This is a genomic window from Pseudomonas sp. RIT623 (genome assembly GCF_004519305.1).
In the GTDB taxonomy this organism is placed as follows: domain Bacteria; phylum Pseudomonadota; class Gammaproteobacteria; order Pseudomonadales; family Pseudomonadaceae; genus Aquipseudomonas.
The window spans coordinates 83,758-99,321 of record NZ_SOZA01000007.1; the positions used below are offsets into that span (position 1 = coordinate 83,758).

The following is a 15,564-nucleotide window of genomic DNA, read 5'->3' on the forward strand; positions in this document are numbered from 1 at the left end:
GCGAAAGGGCCGCAACGCGGCCCCCAAGGTCTACTTACACCTTCTGGTAAAGCTGGCTGCCTTCCTGGCGGAACCGCTCGGCCTGCTCGCGCATGCCCTGTTCGACCGTGACATCCACGGTTTCGATCTTGGCGGCGTACTCACGGACTTCCTGGGTGATCTTCATCGAACAGAACTTCGGCCCGCACATCGAGCAGAAGTGCGCGACCTTGGCCGATTCCTTGGGCAGGGTCTCATCGTGGAATGAGCGCGCGGTGTCCGGGTCCAGGCCCAGGTTGAACTGGTCTTCCCAGCGGAACTCGAAGCGCGCCTTGGACAGCGCGTTGTCACGGATCTGCGCGCCCGGATGCCCCTTGGCAAGGTCGGCGGCATGCGCGGCGATCTTGTAGGTGATGATGCCGGTCTTGACGTCGTCCTTGTTCGGCAGGCCCAGGTGCTCCTTGGGCGTGACGTAGCAGAGCATGGCGCAGCCGAACCAGCCGATCATCGCCGCGCCGATGCCGGAGGTGATGTGGTCGTAGCCCGGAGCGATATCGGTGGTCAGCGGGCCTAGGGTGTAGAACGGCGCCTCGTCGCAGCATTCGAGCTGCTTGTCCATGTTCTCCTTGATCAACTGCATCGGCACGTGGCCGGGGCCTTCGATCATGCACTGCACATCGTGCTTCCAGGCAATCTTGGTCAGCTCGCCAAGGGTCTCCAGTTCGCCGAACTGCGCCGCGTCGTTGGCGTCGGCAATCGAACCCGGGCGCAGGCCGTCACCCAGCGAGAAGCTGACGTCGTAGGCCTTCATGATTTCGCAGATCTCGTCGAAGTGCGTGTACAGGAAGTTTTCCTTGTGGTGCGCCAGGCACCACTTGGCCATGATCGAGCCGCCACGGCTGACGATGCCGGTGACCCGCTTGGCGGTCAGCGGCACATAGCGCAGCAAGACGCCAGCGTGGATGGTGAAGTAGTCCACACCCTGCTCGGCCTGTTCGATCAGGGTGTCGCGGAACAGCTCCCAGGTCAGGTCCTCGGCCACGCCATTGACCTTCTCCAGGGCCTGGTAGATAGGCACGGTACCGATCGGCACCGGCGAGTTGCGGATGATCCATTCGCGGGTTTCGTGAATGTGCTTGCCGGTGGACAGGTCCATGACCGTGTCCGAGCCCCAGCGAATGCCCCAGGTCAGCTTGGCCACTTCTTCCTCGATCGAGGAACCCAGGGCGCTGTTGCCGATATTGCCGTTGATCTTCACCAGGAAGTTGCGGCCGATGATCATCGGCTCAAGCTCGGTGTGGTTGATGTTGGCGGGGATGATCGCGCGGCCGCGGGCGATTTCCTCGCGGACGAACTCGGCGGTGATCTCTTTCGGGATGCTGGCACCGAAGCTGTGGCCGGCGTGCTGCTGGCTGAGCAGGCCGGCGGCACGGGCCTCCTGCAGCTTCATGTTCTCGCGGATGGCGACGTATTCCATCTCGGCGGTGATGATGCCCTGGCGGGCATAGTGCATCTGCGTGACGTTGGCGCCGGCCTTGGCCCGGCGCGGGTTGCGCACATGGGCGAAGCGCAGCTTGGCCAGCTCGGCGTCGTTCAGGCGTTGTTGGCCGAAGTTCGAGCTCAGGCCCGCGAGGCGCTCGGTGTCGCCACGGGCGTCGATCCATGCCGAACGCACATCGCCCAGGCCCTTGCGCACGTCGATGATGACCTCGGGGTCGGTGTAGGGACCCGAGGTGTCGTACACCAGCACCGGGGCATTCTTCTCGCCGCCGAAATCGGTCGGGGTGTCGTGCAGGCTGATTTCGCGCATGGGCACGCGGATGTCGGGGCGCGAACCCTGGACATAGACCTTGCGCGAATTGGGCAAGGGTTGCACGGACTGCTGATCGACTTGCGCCGACTCGCTGAGGTGGATCGATTTTTCTTGTTTGCTCATCACAGGCTCTCCAGACAGCTTCCAGCGGTGGAATGTCGGGGTGAACCTGAAAGGCGTGGACGCACTCGGGGTGACGAGTGCAGTGCCGGATGTGGGGTGCCCTGGGCTGCAAGCAGCTGTGGCGATCCCGGACCTGGCACAAGAGGCTCCCGGGACTTGAGAGCAATCTTGTTCCCTACGCAGGCGCTAACCTGATCAGGTTCAACGGGATCCGCACCTCTGCGATCTCAGCCTTTGCTTCAAGGCACCCCGACAAGAACATGCGCAGTCTAGACTGGAGTGGTCGGCAAAGCCAAGCGGGTATATCCAGGCGCGATAAATGGCGCAAGCAGCGGATTGTTGGCGAAAGCGCGTGGCACTACACTGGCCAATCGCTCGATACCCGACAGTACAGTAAATAAATCTCGATCAAGGATTGCCCTATGCTGCGCAAACTCTCACTGGCGATTGCCGTGTCTTGTGCGACCAACGGAGTGGCGTGGGCAGTGGACACGCCCACGACGGTGAAAACCGACCTGGTCAGCGTCTACCAGGAAGCGGTCGACAACAACGCCGACCTGGCGGCCGCCCGCGCCGACTATGGCGCCCGCCGCGAAGTGGTGCCCCAGGCCCGTGCCGGCCTGTTGCCCAACCTTTCGGCCGGCGCCGAAATGATGAACACCCGCACCAAGCTCGACGAACCGTCGGTCACCTCCAACCGCAGTGGCAATGCCTGGAGCGCCACCCTGGCCCAACCGATCTTCCGCGCCGACCGCTGGTTCCAGCTACAGGCGGCCGAAGCGGTCAACGAACAAGCCGCGCTGGAGCTGTCGGCCACCGAGCAGAACCTGATCCTGCAAACCGCCGAGAACTACTTCGCGGTGCTGCGCGCCCAGGACAACCTGGCCTCCACCAAAGCCGAGGAGGCGGCGTTCAAGCGCCAGCTGGACCAGTCCAACGAGCGCTTCGACGTCGGCCTCTCGGACAAGACCGATGTGCTGCAATCGCAAGCCAGCTACGATACCGCCCGGGCCAACCGGATCATCGCCGAGCGCCAGGTGCAAGATGCCTTCGAAGCCTTGATCACCCTGACCAACCGTCAGTACTCGGCGATCCAGGGCGTGGTCCACAGCCTGCCGGTGCAGGTGCCGATCCCCAACGACGCCAAGGCCTGGGTCGAGACCGCCGGGCGGCAGAACCTCAACCTGCTGGCCACCAACCACGCCGTGGCCGCGGCCGAAGAGACGGTACGCCAGCGCAAGGCTGGCCACGCACCGACCCTGGACGCAGTGGCCAAGTACCAGAAAGGCGACAACGACAACCTGGGCTTCACCAACCCCTCGCAGAACGGCGTGCGCTATGGCGGTGACGTCGAGCAGACCAGCGTCGGCCTGCAGTTGAATATCCCGATCTACAGCGGCGGCCTGACCAGCTCCCAGGTGCGCGAGGCTTACTCGCGGCTGACCCAGAGCGAGCAGCAACGCGAGAGCCTGCGCCGCCAGGTGGTGGAGAACACGCGCAACCTGCACCGCGCGGTGAACACCGATGTCGAACAGGTGCAGGCGCGCAAGCAGTCGATCATCTCCAACCAGAGCGCGTTGGAGGCCACCGAGATCGGCTACCAGGTCGGCACCCGCAACATCGTCGACGTGCTGGATGCACAGCGCCAGCTGTACACCTCGGTGCGTGACTACAACAACAGCCGCTACGACTACATCCTCGACAACCTGCGCCTCAAGCAGGCCGCCGGCACCCTGAGCCCGCAGGACCTGCAGGACCTGGGCCGGTACCTGAAGGCTGACTACAACCCGGACAAGGATTTCCTGCCGCCGGACCTGGCAGCTGCGGCAGCGAAGAACTTCGAGCGCAGGCCTTGAGCCAAGGAAACACGCGGGCGGTGTAGGAGCGGCCTTGTGTCGCGAAAGGGCCGCACAGCGGCCCCGGCGATCCTGCGGGAGTGCGCAGATCCTGGGGGCGCTTCGCCCCCCTATCCGACCGGCCCGACGCCTCGGCAAGGCCGCGCCTACAGGGATCGCAGCATTTCACAGATCAGCGGATCAACGCAGCCAAGCCATCCAGCAACCGCTGCAACGCCCCCTGGTTGGCCTGCATCACCGCCCTGCCCGCCTCACCCATGCGTCGGGCATCCTGCGGCAGCTCGATCAAGCGGCGCACCGCGCCAGCCAAACCCTCGGCATCGTCCACCTGCTGCAACGCCCCGGCCTCGCGCAACATGGCGCTGATCTCGAGGAAGTTGAACACGTGCGGCCCCATGATCACCGGCAATGCCAGCGCCGCCGGCTCCAGCGGGTTGTGCCCGCCGGTAGGCACCAGGCTGCCGCCGACGAAGGCAATATCGGCCAAGGCATACAGGAACAGCAGTTCACCCATGGTGTCGCCCATCAGTACCTGGGTGCCGGCCTCGACCGCCGCGCCGCCCGAGCGGCGCACCGTGGCGAACTGCCCGGCGCACAACCCATGCACGGCATCGAACCGCTCGGGGTGTCGCGGCACCAGGATCAACAACGCGTCGCTGTGCACCTTGAGCAGTTCACGGTGGGCCTCGAGAATCAGCGCATCTTCGCCTTCATGGGTACTGGCGGCGATCCACACCGGGCGCTGCGTGGCGCCCCACTGCCCGCGCAGCGCCTGGGCGCGGGGCAACAATTGCTCGTCGATCTTCAGGTCGAACTTGATCGAGCCGGTCACCTGCACGCACGCAGGACGCGCGCCCAGGTCGCGGAAGCGCTGCGCCTCGGTCTCTGTCTGCACGGCGATCAGGCTCATCTGCTCGAGCATCGGCCGGGTCAGACCGGCGAAGCGGGCATAGCCACGGGCCGAGCGCGCGGACAGCCGCGCATTGGCCAACGCCACCGGGATGCCGCGCCTGGCGCACTGGTGGATATGATTGGGCCACAGCTCGGTCTCCATGATGACCCCCAGCCGCGGGCGCACATGGTCGAGAAAGCGCCCGGCCGCCCAGGGCAGGTCGTACGGCAAGTAGCAATGCTGTACCCGCGGCTCGCCTTCGAACATCGCGCGGATGCGCTCGGAGCCGGTCGGCGTCATGCAGGTGAGGGTGATCGGCATATCCGGGTACTGCTTGAGCAGGGCGCGGACCATTGGCGCGGCGGCGATGCTTTCGCCCACCGACACCGCATGCACCCAGATCCCCCCCTGGCGCAGCGCCGGCAGCCGACAGGCGAAGCGTTCGCCGATGCGCTGGCGGTAGGCTGGCGCCTTGCGTCCGCGCAGGAACAGGCGCAGCGCGACCAGCGGCAGGCCCAGGTGAAATAGCAAGGTATAGAGAGTTCTGTTCATGGCGGCGGAGTTTACTAGGAAGCGCGGCAAAAGGCCTGCACCCAGTCAAGCCTCAACCGATCGCCCGCAGGTGCACGGCGAAGCGTTCGGCCAACCATTGCGCCGCCGGGCCCAAGGGTTCGTCGCGGCGCCAGGCCAGCTCCACCACCAGCGCTGGCGGGCGCCACTCGCTGTCGAGCTCGACCATCTGCGTCTGGTAGGTGGGGTACTGCACCACATGGCGCGGCAGCCAGGCCCAACCCAGGCCACGCATCAGCAATTCGGCCATGGCGTAGAAACTGTCGCAACGCCAGACTTGCGGGCTGATCGCCTCGCCGCCAGGGTAACCGCTCTGCTGCGGGGTAATCAGCAGTTGCCGGTGGCGCGCCAGTTGCTGGCGAGTGACCTTGGCCAGGTGCGCCAACGGATGATCGATGGCGCAGACCGTGACCATCTCGACGCTGCCCAGGGCCCGTCGCTCCAACGAGGCCGGTATGCTTTCGTGGTGGAAAAACAGCCCCAGGTCGGCGCGCCGCTCCACCAGCTTGCGCGCCACATCGCCCTGGGCGCCGCTGGCCAGTTGCACTTCCAGGTACGGATAGCGGGCGGCGAGTTCATCCAGACTGTCGATCACCGGTTGGTAAGGCATGGCCTCGTCCTGAGCCACCCGCAGCAACGCCTCCTGCCCCCGCATCAATGCCAGCGCGCGACCGTCGAGGCGCTCGCACTGGCGCAGCAGCTCGCGAGCATCCTCGAGCAGCGCGGCGCCGCGCTCGGTCAAGCGTGGCTGGCGGCCGCTGCTGCGCTCGAACAGGGTCACGCCCAGGTCGGCCTCGAGCAGCGCGATGGCAGTGCTCACCGCCGACTGCGCCTTGTGTTGCTCGCGGGCCACGGCGGAGAACGAACGCAGCTCGGCGGTGCGCACGAATAGACGAAGCTGCTCCAGGTTCCACTGCTCAGGCATGGCGACCTATCTCCAAAACAGATAGGAAATGACTTTACCGCATCCAGGGATTCCCTAGAATGCCCATCCAGCAACGGAGGACCCGCACCATGAACGCCTACACCTATCTCGCCATCGCCATCTGCGCCGAAGTCATCGCCACCGCGTCCATGAAGGCTGTAAAAGGCCTGAGCACGCCACTGCCGTTGTTGCTGATGGTGTGCGGCTATGGCGTGGCGTTCTGGATGTTGACCCTGGTGGTGCGCAGCATTCCGGTGGGCATCGCCTATGCCATCTGGTCGGGCCTGGGGATCGTGCTGATCAGCGTGGCGGCGCTGGTGATCTACGGGCAAAAGCTGGATATACCGGCGATGCTGGGCATGGCCATGATCGTCGGCGGCGTGGTGGTGATCCAGGTGTTCTCCAACACCGCGGGGCATTGATGCTCCCCTGAGGATTATGCGGCCGCTTTGCAGCCCCAGGATCGCAAAGCCCACGCCGGCCCGACGCTGTATACTGCGCACCTGTCCCAGCTTTCGAGGTGCCCGCATGCCATCTGCCATTTCCACTGACGTGCTGATCGTCGGCGCCGGGGTCGCAGGCCTCTGGCTCAACGCCCGCCTGCGCGGCCAGGGCTACTCGACGGTGCTGGTGGAACGCGCCAGCCTTGGCGGCGAACAGACCATCAAATCCCAGGGCATCATCCACGGCGGCACCAAGTACGCCCTGCACGGCGCCCTGACCGGCGCCTCCGAGGCCATCGCCGACATGCCGCGGCGCTGGCGCGAAGCGCTGGCCGGCAACGGCGAGCTGGACCTGAGCGGCACCCGCCTGCTGTCCGAGGCCCATTACCTCTGGTCCCCCGGCACCCTGGCCGGCAACCTCAGCAGTTTCTTCGCCAGCAAGGCCGTGCGCGGCCGGGTCGACCAGGTCAAGGGCGAGCAACTGCCGCCGGCCCTGCAAGACCGCGCGTTCAAGGGCAAGGTCTACCGCCTGGCCGAACTGGTCATCGACGTACCCAGCTTGCTGGCCAACCTCGCGCAACTGGCGGGTGACAGCCTGCTGGCCGGCGAGCGAATCGAACCCCTGCGCGACGGCGATGAGCTGGTCGGGCTGACCGTCGATGGCCGCGAGATTCGCGCGCAACGCATCGTCCTCAGCGCCGGTGGCGGCACCGAAGCACTGCTGCGCGCCCTCGGCCTCAGCCAGCCAGCCATGCAGCGCCGGCCGCTGCACATGGTCCTGGCCAAGGGCCCAAACCTCAAGCCGTTGTACGCCCACTGCCTCGGTGGCGGGCCCAAGCCGCGCATCACCGTGACTACCCACCCGGCGGCCGACGGCCAGTGGGTGTGGTACCTCGGTGGCGACCTGGCCGAGGCCGATGGCGTGGCCCGCGAGCCTGCCGCGCAGATCGCCGCGGCACAAAAGGAAGTCGCCAGCCTGATGCCTTGGGTCGATCAAAGCCAGATGCGCTGGGCAACCCTGCGTATCGACCGCGCCGAGCCCGCGCAATCGGGCCTGGTGCGCCCGGACAACGCCTTCCTCGCCGAGCAGCAGCGCCTGCTGGTGGGCTGGCCGACCAAGCTGGCCCTGGCGCCGGACTTCGCCGACCGCGTAATGGCCAGCTTCGAACGCGATGGCATCCGCCCAGCCGCTCAGGCAGAGCTCGCCGACCTGCCCCGCCCGGCGCTGGGCGTGCCGGCCTGGGAGCAACTGCTGCCATGAGTCTGCCAACCCTGCACAATCATCACCGCCCGCTGGGCAGCACCGGCCTGCGGGTTTCGCCATTGGGCCTGGGCACAGTCAAGCTTGGCCGCGACCAGGGGGTGAAATACCCCAACGGCTTCACCATCCCCGATGACGATACCGCCCGCCTGCTGCTGGCCCAGGCCCGCGAGCTGGGCATAAACCTGATCGACACCGCACCCGCCTATGGTCGCAGTGAGGAACGCCTCGGCCCATTGCTGCGCGGCCAGCGCGAGCAGTGGGTGATCGTCAGCAAGGTCGGCGAAGAGTTCGACGCCGGCCAGTCGCACTTCGACTTCAGCGCCGCCCATACCCGCCGGTCGGTGGAACGCAGCCTCAAGCGCCTGGAAACCGACCGTATCGAACTGGTACTGGTGCACTCCGACGGCAACGACCTGGCCATCCTCGAGCAGCAGGGCGTGTATGAAACCCTGGCGGCGCTCAAGCAGGAAGGCAAGATCCTCGGCTATGGGCTGTCCGGCAAGACCGTCGCTGGCGGCCTGAAAGCCCTGGAGCAAGGTGATTGCGCCATGGTCACCTACAACCTCAACGAGCAGGCGGAACGCCCGGTGCTCGACTACGCTGCCGAACACGGCAAGGCCATCCTGGTGAAGAAGGCACTCGCCAGCGGGCATATCTGCCTGGCCCCCGGGGTCGACCCGGTGCAGGCCAGTTTCGAGTTGCTGTTTGCCCACCCCGGCGTGAGCAGTGCCATCGTCGGCACTATCAATCCGCTGCACCTGGCCCATAACGTGGCCACCGTCGCCCGCATTCTCGGCCGGCCCTGAGCCGCCCGGGCCGGAGTCAACGCAAGGAGGAGCCTCGTGCCGCGCACGCTGATCCGCAAGAATCCGAGCAATTTCAAGACCCTGCCGCTGCATGTTGAAGCCAGCCCCGAGGGCCTGAGCTACCAGAGCATCGGCATGCCGCTGAACTTCGCCCAGACCCTGCAGCGGCGCAAGGCCATCCAGCTGGCCGACTCGCAGCGCTTCGTGGTCGAGCTGGCCAACCTCGGCGTGTCGGTGCGCCTGACCTTGCACTGGCAAGGCCGCGACTACTGGGTACTGGTGCGCCAGCGCCGCCAGGACCGCGGCGACGTGGTGCTCAAGCTGATCTCCGGCTACGTGCCCGCCCACGAGTTGAATCTACCGCTGCACACCGCCATCCAGGAAGTCGCCGAGGAGTGCCTGCTGGAAACCCCGGAGGGCTGGCTGGGCGGGCGCTTCAACGACACCTGGCTGCCAGCGCCCTACGCTGCCGCCCTGCATTACCGCGAAGCCCTGCCCTTCGTGCTGACGCCCGAATCCGGTGCCGCTCGCCCGGTGCACTGCGCCAACCTGATGCTATTGGAACGGCCGCGGGCCTATGTCCACCTGCCCACCGCATCGCTGCAACTGATCTACGACCTGCGCCTGCAAGTGCCACGCGAGGCCAAGGGGCTGAGCCTGTTCCATGTCGACGAACGGCTCGAAGGCGATCAATTGGTGGCGCGGCTCAACCGCAAGCGGCCGGATCTCTACCTGATGCCGCTGCAAGAAGGTCAACCGCTGGCTGAGCTGTACACCCTGAAGAAAGACCAGTTGATACAGGCGAGCACGCGCGGCCTGTGGCTGGCCGAGAGCTTTGCGCAGCAGGAGGGCTGGGTGGTGCGGGATGAACGGGTACGCTGGAAGGATTGGCTGAAACTGCAGGGCCTGGTGGAGCGCAAGCGCGAACCGGCGTCGCACCTGGAGCGCTTCAGCGAAAAGGCCAAAAAACTGCTCGCCCGCGTCCTGTAGGCGCCGGCATTGCTGGCGAATACCGCAGCGCCTGGTTCGCCAGCAAGGCTGCCTCCTACGGGTGATGGATGCTGTAGGAGCCGGCTTGCCGGCGAACACCGCAGCGCCTGGGTCGCCAGCAAGGCTGGCTCCTACGGGCGATGGATGCTGTAGGAGCCGGCTTGCCGACGAACACCAGCACAGCCGGTGCCAGGCACCACGCTGATCCGCCTCAGTGCTTGCGGATCTTCTCGACGATCGCCGTGGTCGAGCTGTTTTCCACCAAGCCCAACACCTTCACCGTGCCGCCATAGGCCTTGACGATATCGGCGCCAACCACCTGGTCGATGCCATAGTCGCCGCCCTTGACCAGCACATCAGGTTTCACTTGGCGCAACAGGTTCTCCGGGGTGTCCTCGGGGAAGCTGATTACCCAGTCCACCGCACCGAGGCCGGCCAGCACCGCCATGCGCCGGTCGACGCTGTTGATCGGCCGCCCAGGGCCTTTCAAGCGGCTGACCGAGGCATCGTCGTTGATTGCGACGATCAGCCGATCGCCCTGGGCGCGAGCCTGTTCCAGGTAAGTGACATGGCCGGCATGCAGGATGTCGAAACAGCCGTTGGTGAAGACGATCTTCTCGTTGTGCGCGCGGGCATCGTCGATGGCCAGCAACAACTGCTCCAGGCCCAGCACACCGCGCTCGGAACCTTCCTCGCGCTGGATCGCCCGACGCAGCTCAGGCGCGCTGATGGCCGCGGTACCCAACTTGCCAACGACGATACCGGCGGCCAGGTTGGCCAGGGCCACGGCGTGGGGCAGGTCCTCGCCCGCGGCGATGGCGGCGGCCAGGGTGGAGATCACGGTGTCACCGGCGCCGGTGACATCGAACACCTCGCGGGCTCGGGCCGGCAGGTGCAGGGCCGGATGGCCGGTGCGCAGCAGGGTCATGCCGTGCTCGCCACGGGTCACCAGCAAGGCACCCAGGTCCAGCTCCTCGAGCAGCTTCAGGCCTTTGCCGACCAACTCGGCCTCATCGGCGCAACGGCCGACAATGGTCTCGAACTCGCTGAGGTTCGGGGTGATCAGGCTGGCGCCGCGGTAGATCGAGAAGTCCTTGCCCTTGGGGTCGGCCAGCACCGGGATGCCCTTGGCCCGAGCCGCCTGGATCAGCGCCTGGTGGTTCTTCAGCGCGCCCTTGCCGTAGTCGGACAGCACCAGCACCTTGACGCCTTCGAGCAGGCCATCGACCTCGGCGCCCAGCGACAGAGCGTCGGTGGCGAAGGGCTCTTCGAAATCGATGCGCAGCAGTTGCTGGTGACGGCTCATCACCCGCAGCTTGACGATGGTCGGCTGGTGGGCGATGCGCTGGAAGATCGAGCGCACGCCTGCGGCTTGCAGGCTGTTGGCAAGGCTGTCGGCAGCCTCGTCCTGGCCGGTGACGCCAACCAGCGCCGCTGGCGCGCCGAGGGCGGCGATGTTCAAGGCAACGTTGGCCGCACCGCCGGGGCGGTCCTCGATCTGATCGACCTTGACCACCGGCACCGGCGCTTCAGGCGAAATACGTGAAGTACCGCCATGCCAGTAGCGGTCGAGCATGACATCGCCGACCACCAATACGGGGGCTTGATCGAAACGCGGCATGGACAACTTCATGGGCAACCCATATTGAAAAAGTGAACAGGGGCGGGATATTAGCACAGGGCCAATGTCACCACTTCAACTGCCGATCCGACGCACCCAGAACAGCTCATGGCGGCGCACCGCCTTGCGGAAGAACTCGTTTTCGCCACTGGCCGGCCAGCGACGTCCGGCCAGCCAATGCTGGAGCCAGCGGCGCAAGCGGCGCTTGAGCGGCAGTGGTCCCTGCAAGTCGTGCTGCATGCCCAGAGCCATGGCTTTATCCAACTGTTGCGCCTGGTCAAGCAGTGGGCTCCACAAGCGATCGGCAGGCAACGCCTCGATCGCTGGCGGCAAAGCGATGCCCATGCCTGCCGGGCCCATCGGCCAGCGGTCGTTGTCATGCAGGTGGTTGGCATAGAACAACGCGGTATCCGGTTTGCAGCTGCTCAGGGCGATGGCCTGGACAATCGCCTGGGTGGTGGCGACATGGTCTGCATGGGGGTCCAACTCAGGGTGCGGGGTAATCACCACCTCGGGACGGTAGTGTTCCAGCAGCGCAACCAGGTCGGCCACCAGGTTGTGCCAGGTGGGCGCGCCATCCTGGTCGCCCGGCAACAGCAGCGGATTGTGCTGGCGCACGCTGCGGATATCGCTTTCGCCGGACTCGCGGGAGCCGAACGCCTGCATCGGCTGGGCAGCCATCTGCGGCAGTTGCAGACAGTAGTAGCCCAGCTGCACGCAATGGCTGGCCGGCACCCCGCCCCACAACGGCACGGCCAGGGTGTCCCAACTGCGCAGGCGGCCCTTGAGCCGCGCGGCTGCGGCTTGCGACAAGCCCAGCCGCTGGTAGGCCTCGGCCTCGATTTCGCCCTGGGTCAGGGTAACGATGGCCACGTCGGCGCAGCGGCTGTAATAGCCAAACGCAGCCAGCTCGGCATCGTCGGCATGGGGCGCCAGGATCAGCGTGCGCTGACGGCTATAGTCCGGGTTGCGCATAACATGCAGTTCGCCCTCGCCGGCCAGTCGGCAACGCCGGCCACGCAACGCCAGCTCACCACTGGCCAAGCGCTCGCGCTGACCGGACAGATTCAGGTAGCGCAGGCCGTTCACGCCGCGCTCGAAGTCCTGGCGGTCGTCGCCCACCTCGACGAACGGGTCCAGCCAGCGCCCCAGCCAGCCATGACGCACGCGCAGCGCCAGTACCAGGGTTTCGCCCTCGGCCAGCTCGCCGGACAAGCGCACCCGCCCACCGACAATGCTCACCGCCTGACTGGCGGCATCGTCAGGGAAAGCGTACTGGTAGTCGTCGCTGCCGCGGTAGAACAGGTGGTCGGCGAACCATGCCTCATGGGCCACCCAGCCCAGCACCAGCAGCAGCGGGACCAGCCACCAGGCCAAGGTCACCCCCACCACCAGCAACGCCAACAGGGCTACCAGCAGGGCGATGCGTTTGGCGCGCCGGTGTTTTTTCAACAGCAGTTGCTTGCGTGCGCTCATGGTTCAGACCTGATAGACCGGCACGGTACGACACCAGCGGTCCTTGTATTCGCGATCGGCACGCCCGAACGAGTAGCGCAGCGGTTTGCCCACGGCCCTGGCATCGGCCCAGGCCTGCTGCGTATTGACGAAGCTGAGCACGCTGCCGGGACTGAATTCGCGACTTTGCGGATCGACCCCACCGTTGATGTACTCCAGCGACACCCAGCCCGGCGCTTCGACACGGTATAGCACCTGGATCGCCACCGGCACATCCGCCAGCAGCGCCACCGAACCGGTCATGAATTCGCGCAGCAGGGTAAACACCTCGACCAGGCCTTGCTTGCCCGCCACCTCGAAGCCCCAGCGGCGTTCGAACAGCTCGGTATACATGGCCGCCTGCTGGGCGGGGGTGAAATCCGCCATCGGCCGCAACACCCCGCCGGCTTCCTCGAGCAGGCGCAGTTCACGGCGCTGGTTGTAGCGGAACTTCTTTGAATAGTCCTCGGGCTCGCGGGCCAGGGCCAAGCCTTCGGGCTGACTGCGCAGGGTGGCGATGCGCCCGGCATTGAGCTCGGACACATAGCGCATGCGCTGGCGCACCGGCACCTGCAGCGCTTCGGCCACTGGCAGGATGATCTCGGCGTTGCCCAAGTCCAGCAGGTGGCGCTTGCCTTCGCGCTTGAGCACTTCCTTGGCCAACGCCAGGTAGCGTCCGGAACACGGCATCGCGGCCAGCAACTGGCCGTCGACGTGCCAGCCGAGGTAGCGCACCGGTAACCCGATGAACGCCGACAGCCGCGCCACCACCTCGGGGTGCGTGGCGAAACTGCCGCCAAACTGGTGCCAGGCCCTGGCGTAGTCTGCCTGGTCGATTTCCTGCCAGCCCCGCTCCCGCCATACGCGCAACAGGCTCAGCATGCATCGACCGCTTGTGCAGGTTTACCGTCGTCGTCCTCGAACTCTCGCGCATGCAAACGGGCGTAGTGGCCGTTGCGCGCCAACAACTCGCTGTGCGAACCGCGCTCGACGATCCGTCCTTCCTCCATGACCAGGATCAAATCGGCTTTTTCGATGGTCGACAGGCGGTGGGCGATGACCAGGGTGGTGCGGTTTTGCATCACATGGTCCAGCGCCGCCTGGATATGCCGCTCGGATTCGGTGTCCAGCGCCGAGGTCGCCTCGTCGAGGATCAGCAGCGGTGCGTCCTTGAGCAAGGCACGGGCAATCGCCAGGCGTTGGCGCTGGCCGCCGGACAGCAGCACGCCGTTTTCGCCCACCAGGGTGTCGTAGCCCTGCGGCATCTTGCGGATGAACTCGTCGGCATAGGCTTCGCTGGCGGCCTTGCGCACCGCCTCGAGCGGCGCGCCGGCCAGGTCGCCATAGGCAATGTTATTGGTCACGGTGTCGTTGAACAGGGTGACTTGCTGGCTCACCAGGGCAATGTGCCGACGCAGGTTGCGCAGGGTGAATGCCTGCACCTCGTCGTCATCGAGCAGAATTTGCCCTTGCTCATGCTGGTAGAAGCGCGGGATCAGCCCGGCCAGGGTCGACTTGCCGCTGCCGGAGCGACCGACCAGCGCCACCATTTGCCCGGGCTCGACCACGAAGCTGATGTCGTCGAGCACCTTCTTGTCGGTACCGGGGTACTCGAAACTGAGGTTGCGCACCTCCAGGCGACCCTGCACGCGCTCACGCTCGATGCTGCCGTTATCCACCTCGGGTGCTTCGTCGAGCTGTTCGAAGATGCTTTCGGCGCCAGCCACGCCACGCTGGATGGTCGAGCTGACCTCCGACAGCTGGCGAATCGGCTTGGGCAGCAGGCCAGCCATGGTGATGTAGGCAACCAGGTCGCCGGCCGAGGCCTCGCCACGCAGCAGCAGCACCAGGAACATCACCACCGCCATGGCGCTGTAGGTCACCAATTGCAGGGTGGGGGTATAGACCGCGCCGGTCTTGGTCATCGACAGCTGCTTCTCGGTGTTGCTCTGGCTGGCCTGCTGGAAGCGTGCCTTCTCGTAGCTTTCACCGCCGAAGCTGCGGACCACTCGATAGCCATGGATGGTCTCGGACGCCACATGGGTCACGTCGCCCATGGACACCTGGATCTTCTTGCTCTGCTTGCGGAACTTGCGACTGGTGCTGCTGACCATCAGGGCGATGATCGGCAGGATCGCCACCATCACCAGGGTCAGCTTCCAGTTCATCCACAGCAGCGTGCAGAACAGGAACACCACGGTCATGCCCTCGCGGATCACCACCTTGATGGCGTCGGTGGCCGCGCCGGTGACCATGGTCACGTTGAAGGTAATGCGCGAAATCAGGTGCCCGGAGTTGTGCTGGTCGAAGTAGCGGTTGGGCAGCTCGAGCAGCTTGTTGAACAGCACCACCCGCAGGTCATGCACCAGGCCCAGAGAAACCCTAGCCAGGAAGTAGTTGCCCAGGTAGGAGCCCACGCCCTGCCAGGCGGCGATGGCCACGATCATCAACGGCACCGCCTGCAGCAAACGCAACTCGCCCAGGTACGGATTGTTGGGGAACAGCACCGCATCCGGGTTGGCCAGGCCGTCGACGAAATACTTGAGGATGTAGGCCAGCATCGGCTGCGTCGAAGCGAACAGCAGGAAGCCGGCGATACTGAGCAGGAACAGCCCGAGGTAAGGGCGCACATACGTCAGCAGGCGGAAATAGATCGCCAATGTGGACTGGGGGCGAGGTTCAGGACTGCTCATGGGAATCCGCACACGAAAATGAGGAGGCGATCATAACACAGGGTGTTTTTCGCCAATGAAACCGAGCACGGGCCAGGTCGCGACAAGTCGGCTAA

12 protein-coding genes and 1 riboswitch are annotated in these 15,564 nt (G+C 65.6%); of the genes, 5 read left to right on the forward strand and 7 right to left on the reverse strand.

The genetic code is table 11. The features are described 5' to 3' along the window. Positions 1–34: 34 nt before the first annotated feature. Positions 35–1,915, reverse strand: coding sequence for a phosphomethylpyrimidine synthase ThiC (thiC, locus tag E3U47_RS07295; RefSeq protein WP_134690320.1), 1,881 nt, complete (start codon positions 1,913–1,915; stop codon positions 35–37). A gap of 155 nt (positions 1,916–2,070) precedes the next feature. Further along, positions 2,071–2,177: riboswitch (TPP riboswitch) on the reverse strand. A gap of 160 nt (positions 2,178–2,337) precedes the next feature. On the opposite strand from thiC, the gene E3U47_RS07300 reads away from it, so the two are divergent. Beyond that, positions 2,338–3,771: a TolC family outer membrane protein gene (locus E3U47_RS07300; protein WP_134690322.1), complete on the forward strand. Its 1,434-nt coding sequence runs from the start codon at positions 2,338–2,340 to the stop codon at positions 3,769–3,771. Positions 3,772–3,943: 172 nt separating this feature from the next. On the opposite strand, the gene waaA is transcribed toward E3U47_RS07300, so the two are convergent. Further along, positions 3,944–5,215, reverse strand: coding sequence for a lipid IV(A) 3-deoxy-D-manno-octulosonic acid transferase (waaA, locus tag E3U47_RS07305; protein WP_134690324.1), 1,272 nt, complete (start codon positions 5,213–5,215; stop codon positions 3,944–3,946). A gap of 52 nt (positions 5,216–5,267) precedes the next feature. Beyond that, positions 5,268–6,158, reverse strand: a complete 891-nt coding sequence (locus tag E3U47_RS07310) for a LysR family transcriptional regulator (protein WP_134690326.1) — start codon at positions 6,156–6,158, stop codon at positions 5,268–5,270. An 89-nt stretch (positions 6,159–6,247) separates the two neighbouring features. Between E3U47_RS07310 and E3U47_RS07315 the strand changes: the two genes are divergently transcribed. The 4 genes from E3U47_RS07315 to E3U47_RS07330 all read left to right on the forward strand — a co-directional run bounded on the left by E3U47_RS07315 (position 6,248) and on the right by E3U47_RS07330 (position 9,661). Further along, positions 6,248–6,580, forward strand: coding sequence for a multidrug efflux SMR transporter (locus tag E3U47_RS07315; protein WP_134690328.1), 333 nt, complete (start codon positions 6,248–6,250; stop codon positions 6,578–6,580). A 106-nt stretch (positions 6,581–6,686) separates the two neighbouring features. Then, on the forward strand, positions 6,687–7,862 hold the full coding sequence (locus E3U47_RS07320) for an FAD-binding oxidoreductase (protein WP_134690330.1): 1,176 nt from the start codon (positions 6,687–6,689) through the stop codon (positions 7,860–7,862). Beyond that, entirely contained in the window at positions 7,859–8,671 is an 813-nt protein-coding gene (locus E3U47_RS07325) for an aldo/keto reductase (RefSeq protein ID WP_134690332.1), read from the forward strand. The genes E3U47_RS07320 and E3U47_RS07325 overlap by 4 nt, the downstream gene beginning before the upstream one ends. A 36-nt stretch (positions 8,672–8,707) precedes the next feature. Continuing rightward, positions 8,708–9,661, forward strand: a complete 954-nt coding sequence (locus E3U47_RS07330) for a metal ABC transporter ATPase (protein WP_134690333.1) — start codon at positions 8,708–8,710, stop codon at positions 9,659–9,661. 211 nt (positions 9,662–9,872) lie between these two features. Here E3U47_RS07330 and hldE read toward each other — a convergent pair whose 3' ends face one another. From hldE to msbA, 4 genes are all read right to left on the reverse strand, one after another. Continuing rightward, the gene (gene hldE / locus E3U47_RS07335; RefSeq protein WP_134690335.1) at positions 9,873–11,294 is read right to left on the reverse strand and encodes a bifunctional D-glycero-beta-D-manno-heptose-7-phosphate kinase/D-glycero-beta-D-manno-heptose 1-phosphate adenylyltransferase HldE; all 1,422 of its coding nucleotides are present in this window, start codon (positions 11,292–11,294) and stop codon (positions 9,873–9,875) included. Between the two features lie 63 nt (positions 11,295–11,357). Beyond that, positions 11,358–12,758: a PIG-L deacetylase family protein gene (locus E3U47_RS07340; RefSeq protein WP_134690337.1), complete on the reverse strand. Its 1,401-nt coding sequence runs from the start codon at positions 12,756–12,758 to the stop codon at positions 11,358–11,360. A 3-nt stretch (positions 12,759–12,761) separates the two neighbouring features. Beyond that, positions 12,762–13,658, reverse strand: coding sequence for a GNAT family N-acetyltransferase (locus E3U47_RS07345; RefSeq protein WP_134690339.1), 897 nt, complete (start codon positions 13,656–13,658; stop codon positions 12,762–12,764). Beyond that, complete coding sequence (gene msbA / locus E3U47_RS07350; RefSeq protein ID WP_134690341.1) at positions 13,652–15,469, reverse strand: lipid A export permease/ATP-binding protein MsbA; 1,818 nt, start codon at positions 15,467–15,469, stop codon at positions 13,652–13,654. Before msbA ends, E3U47_RS07345 begins: the two co-directional genes overlap by 7 nt. Positions 15,470–15,564: the final 95 nt, after the last annotated feature.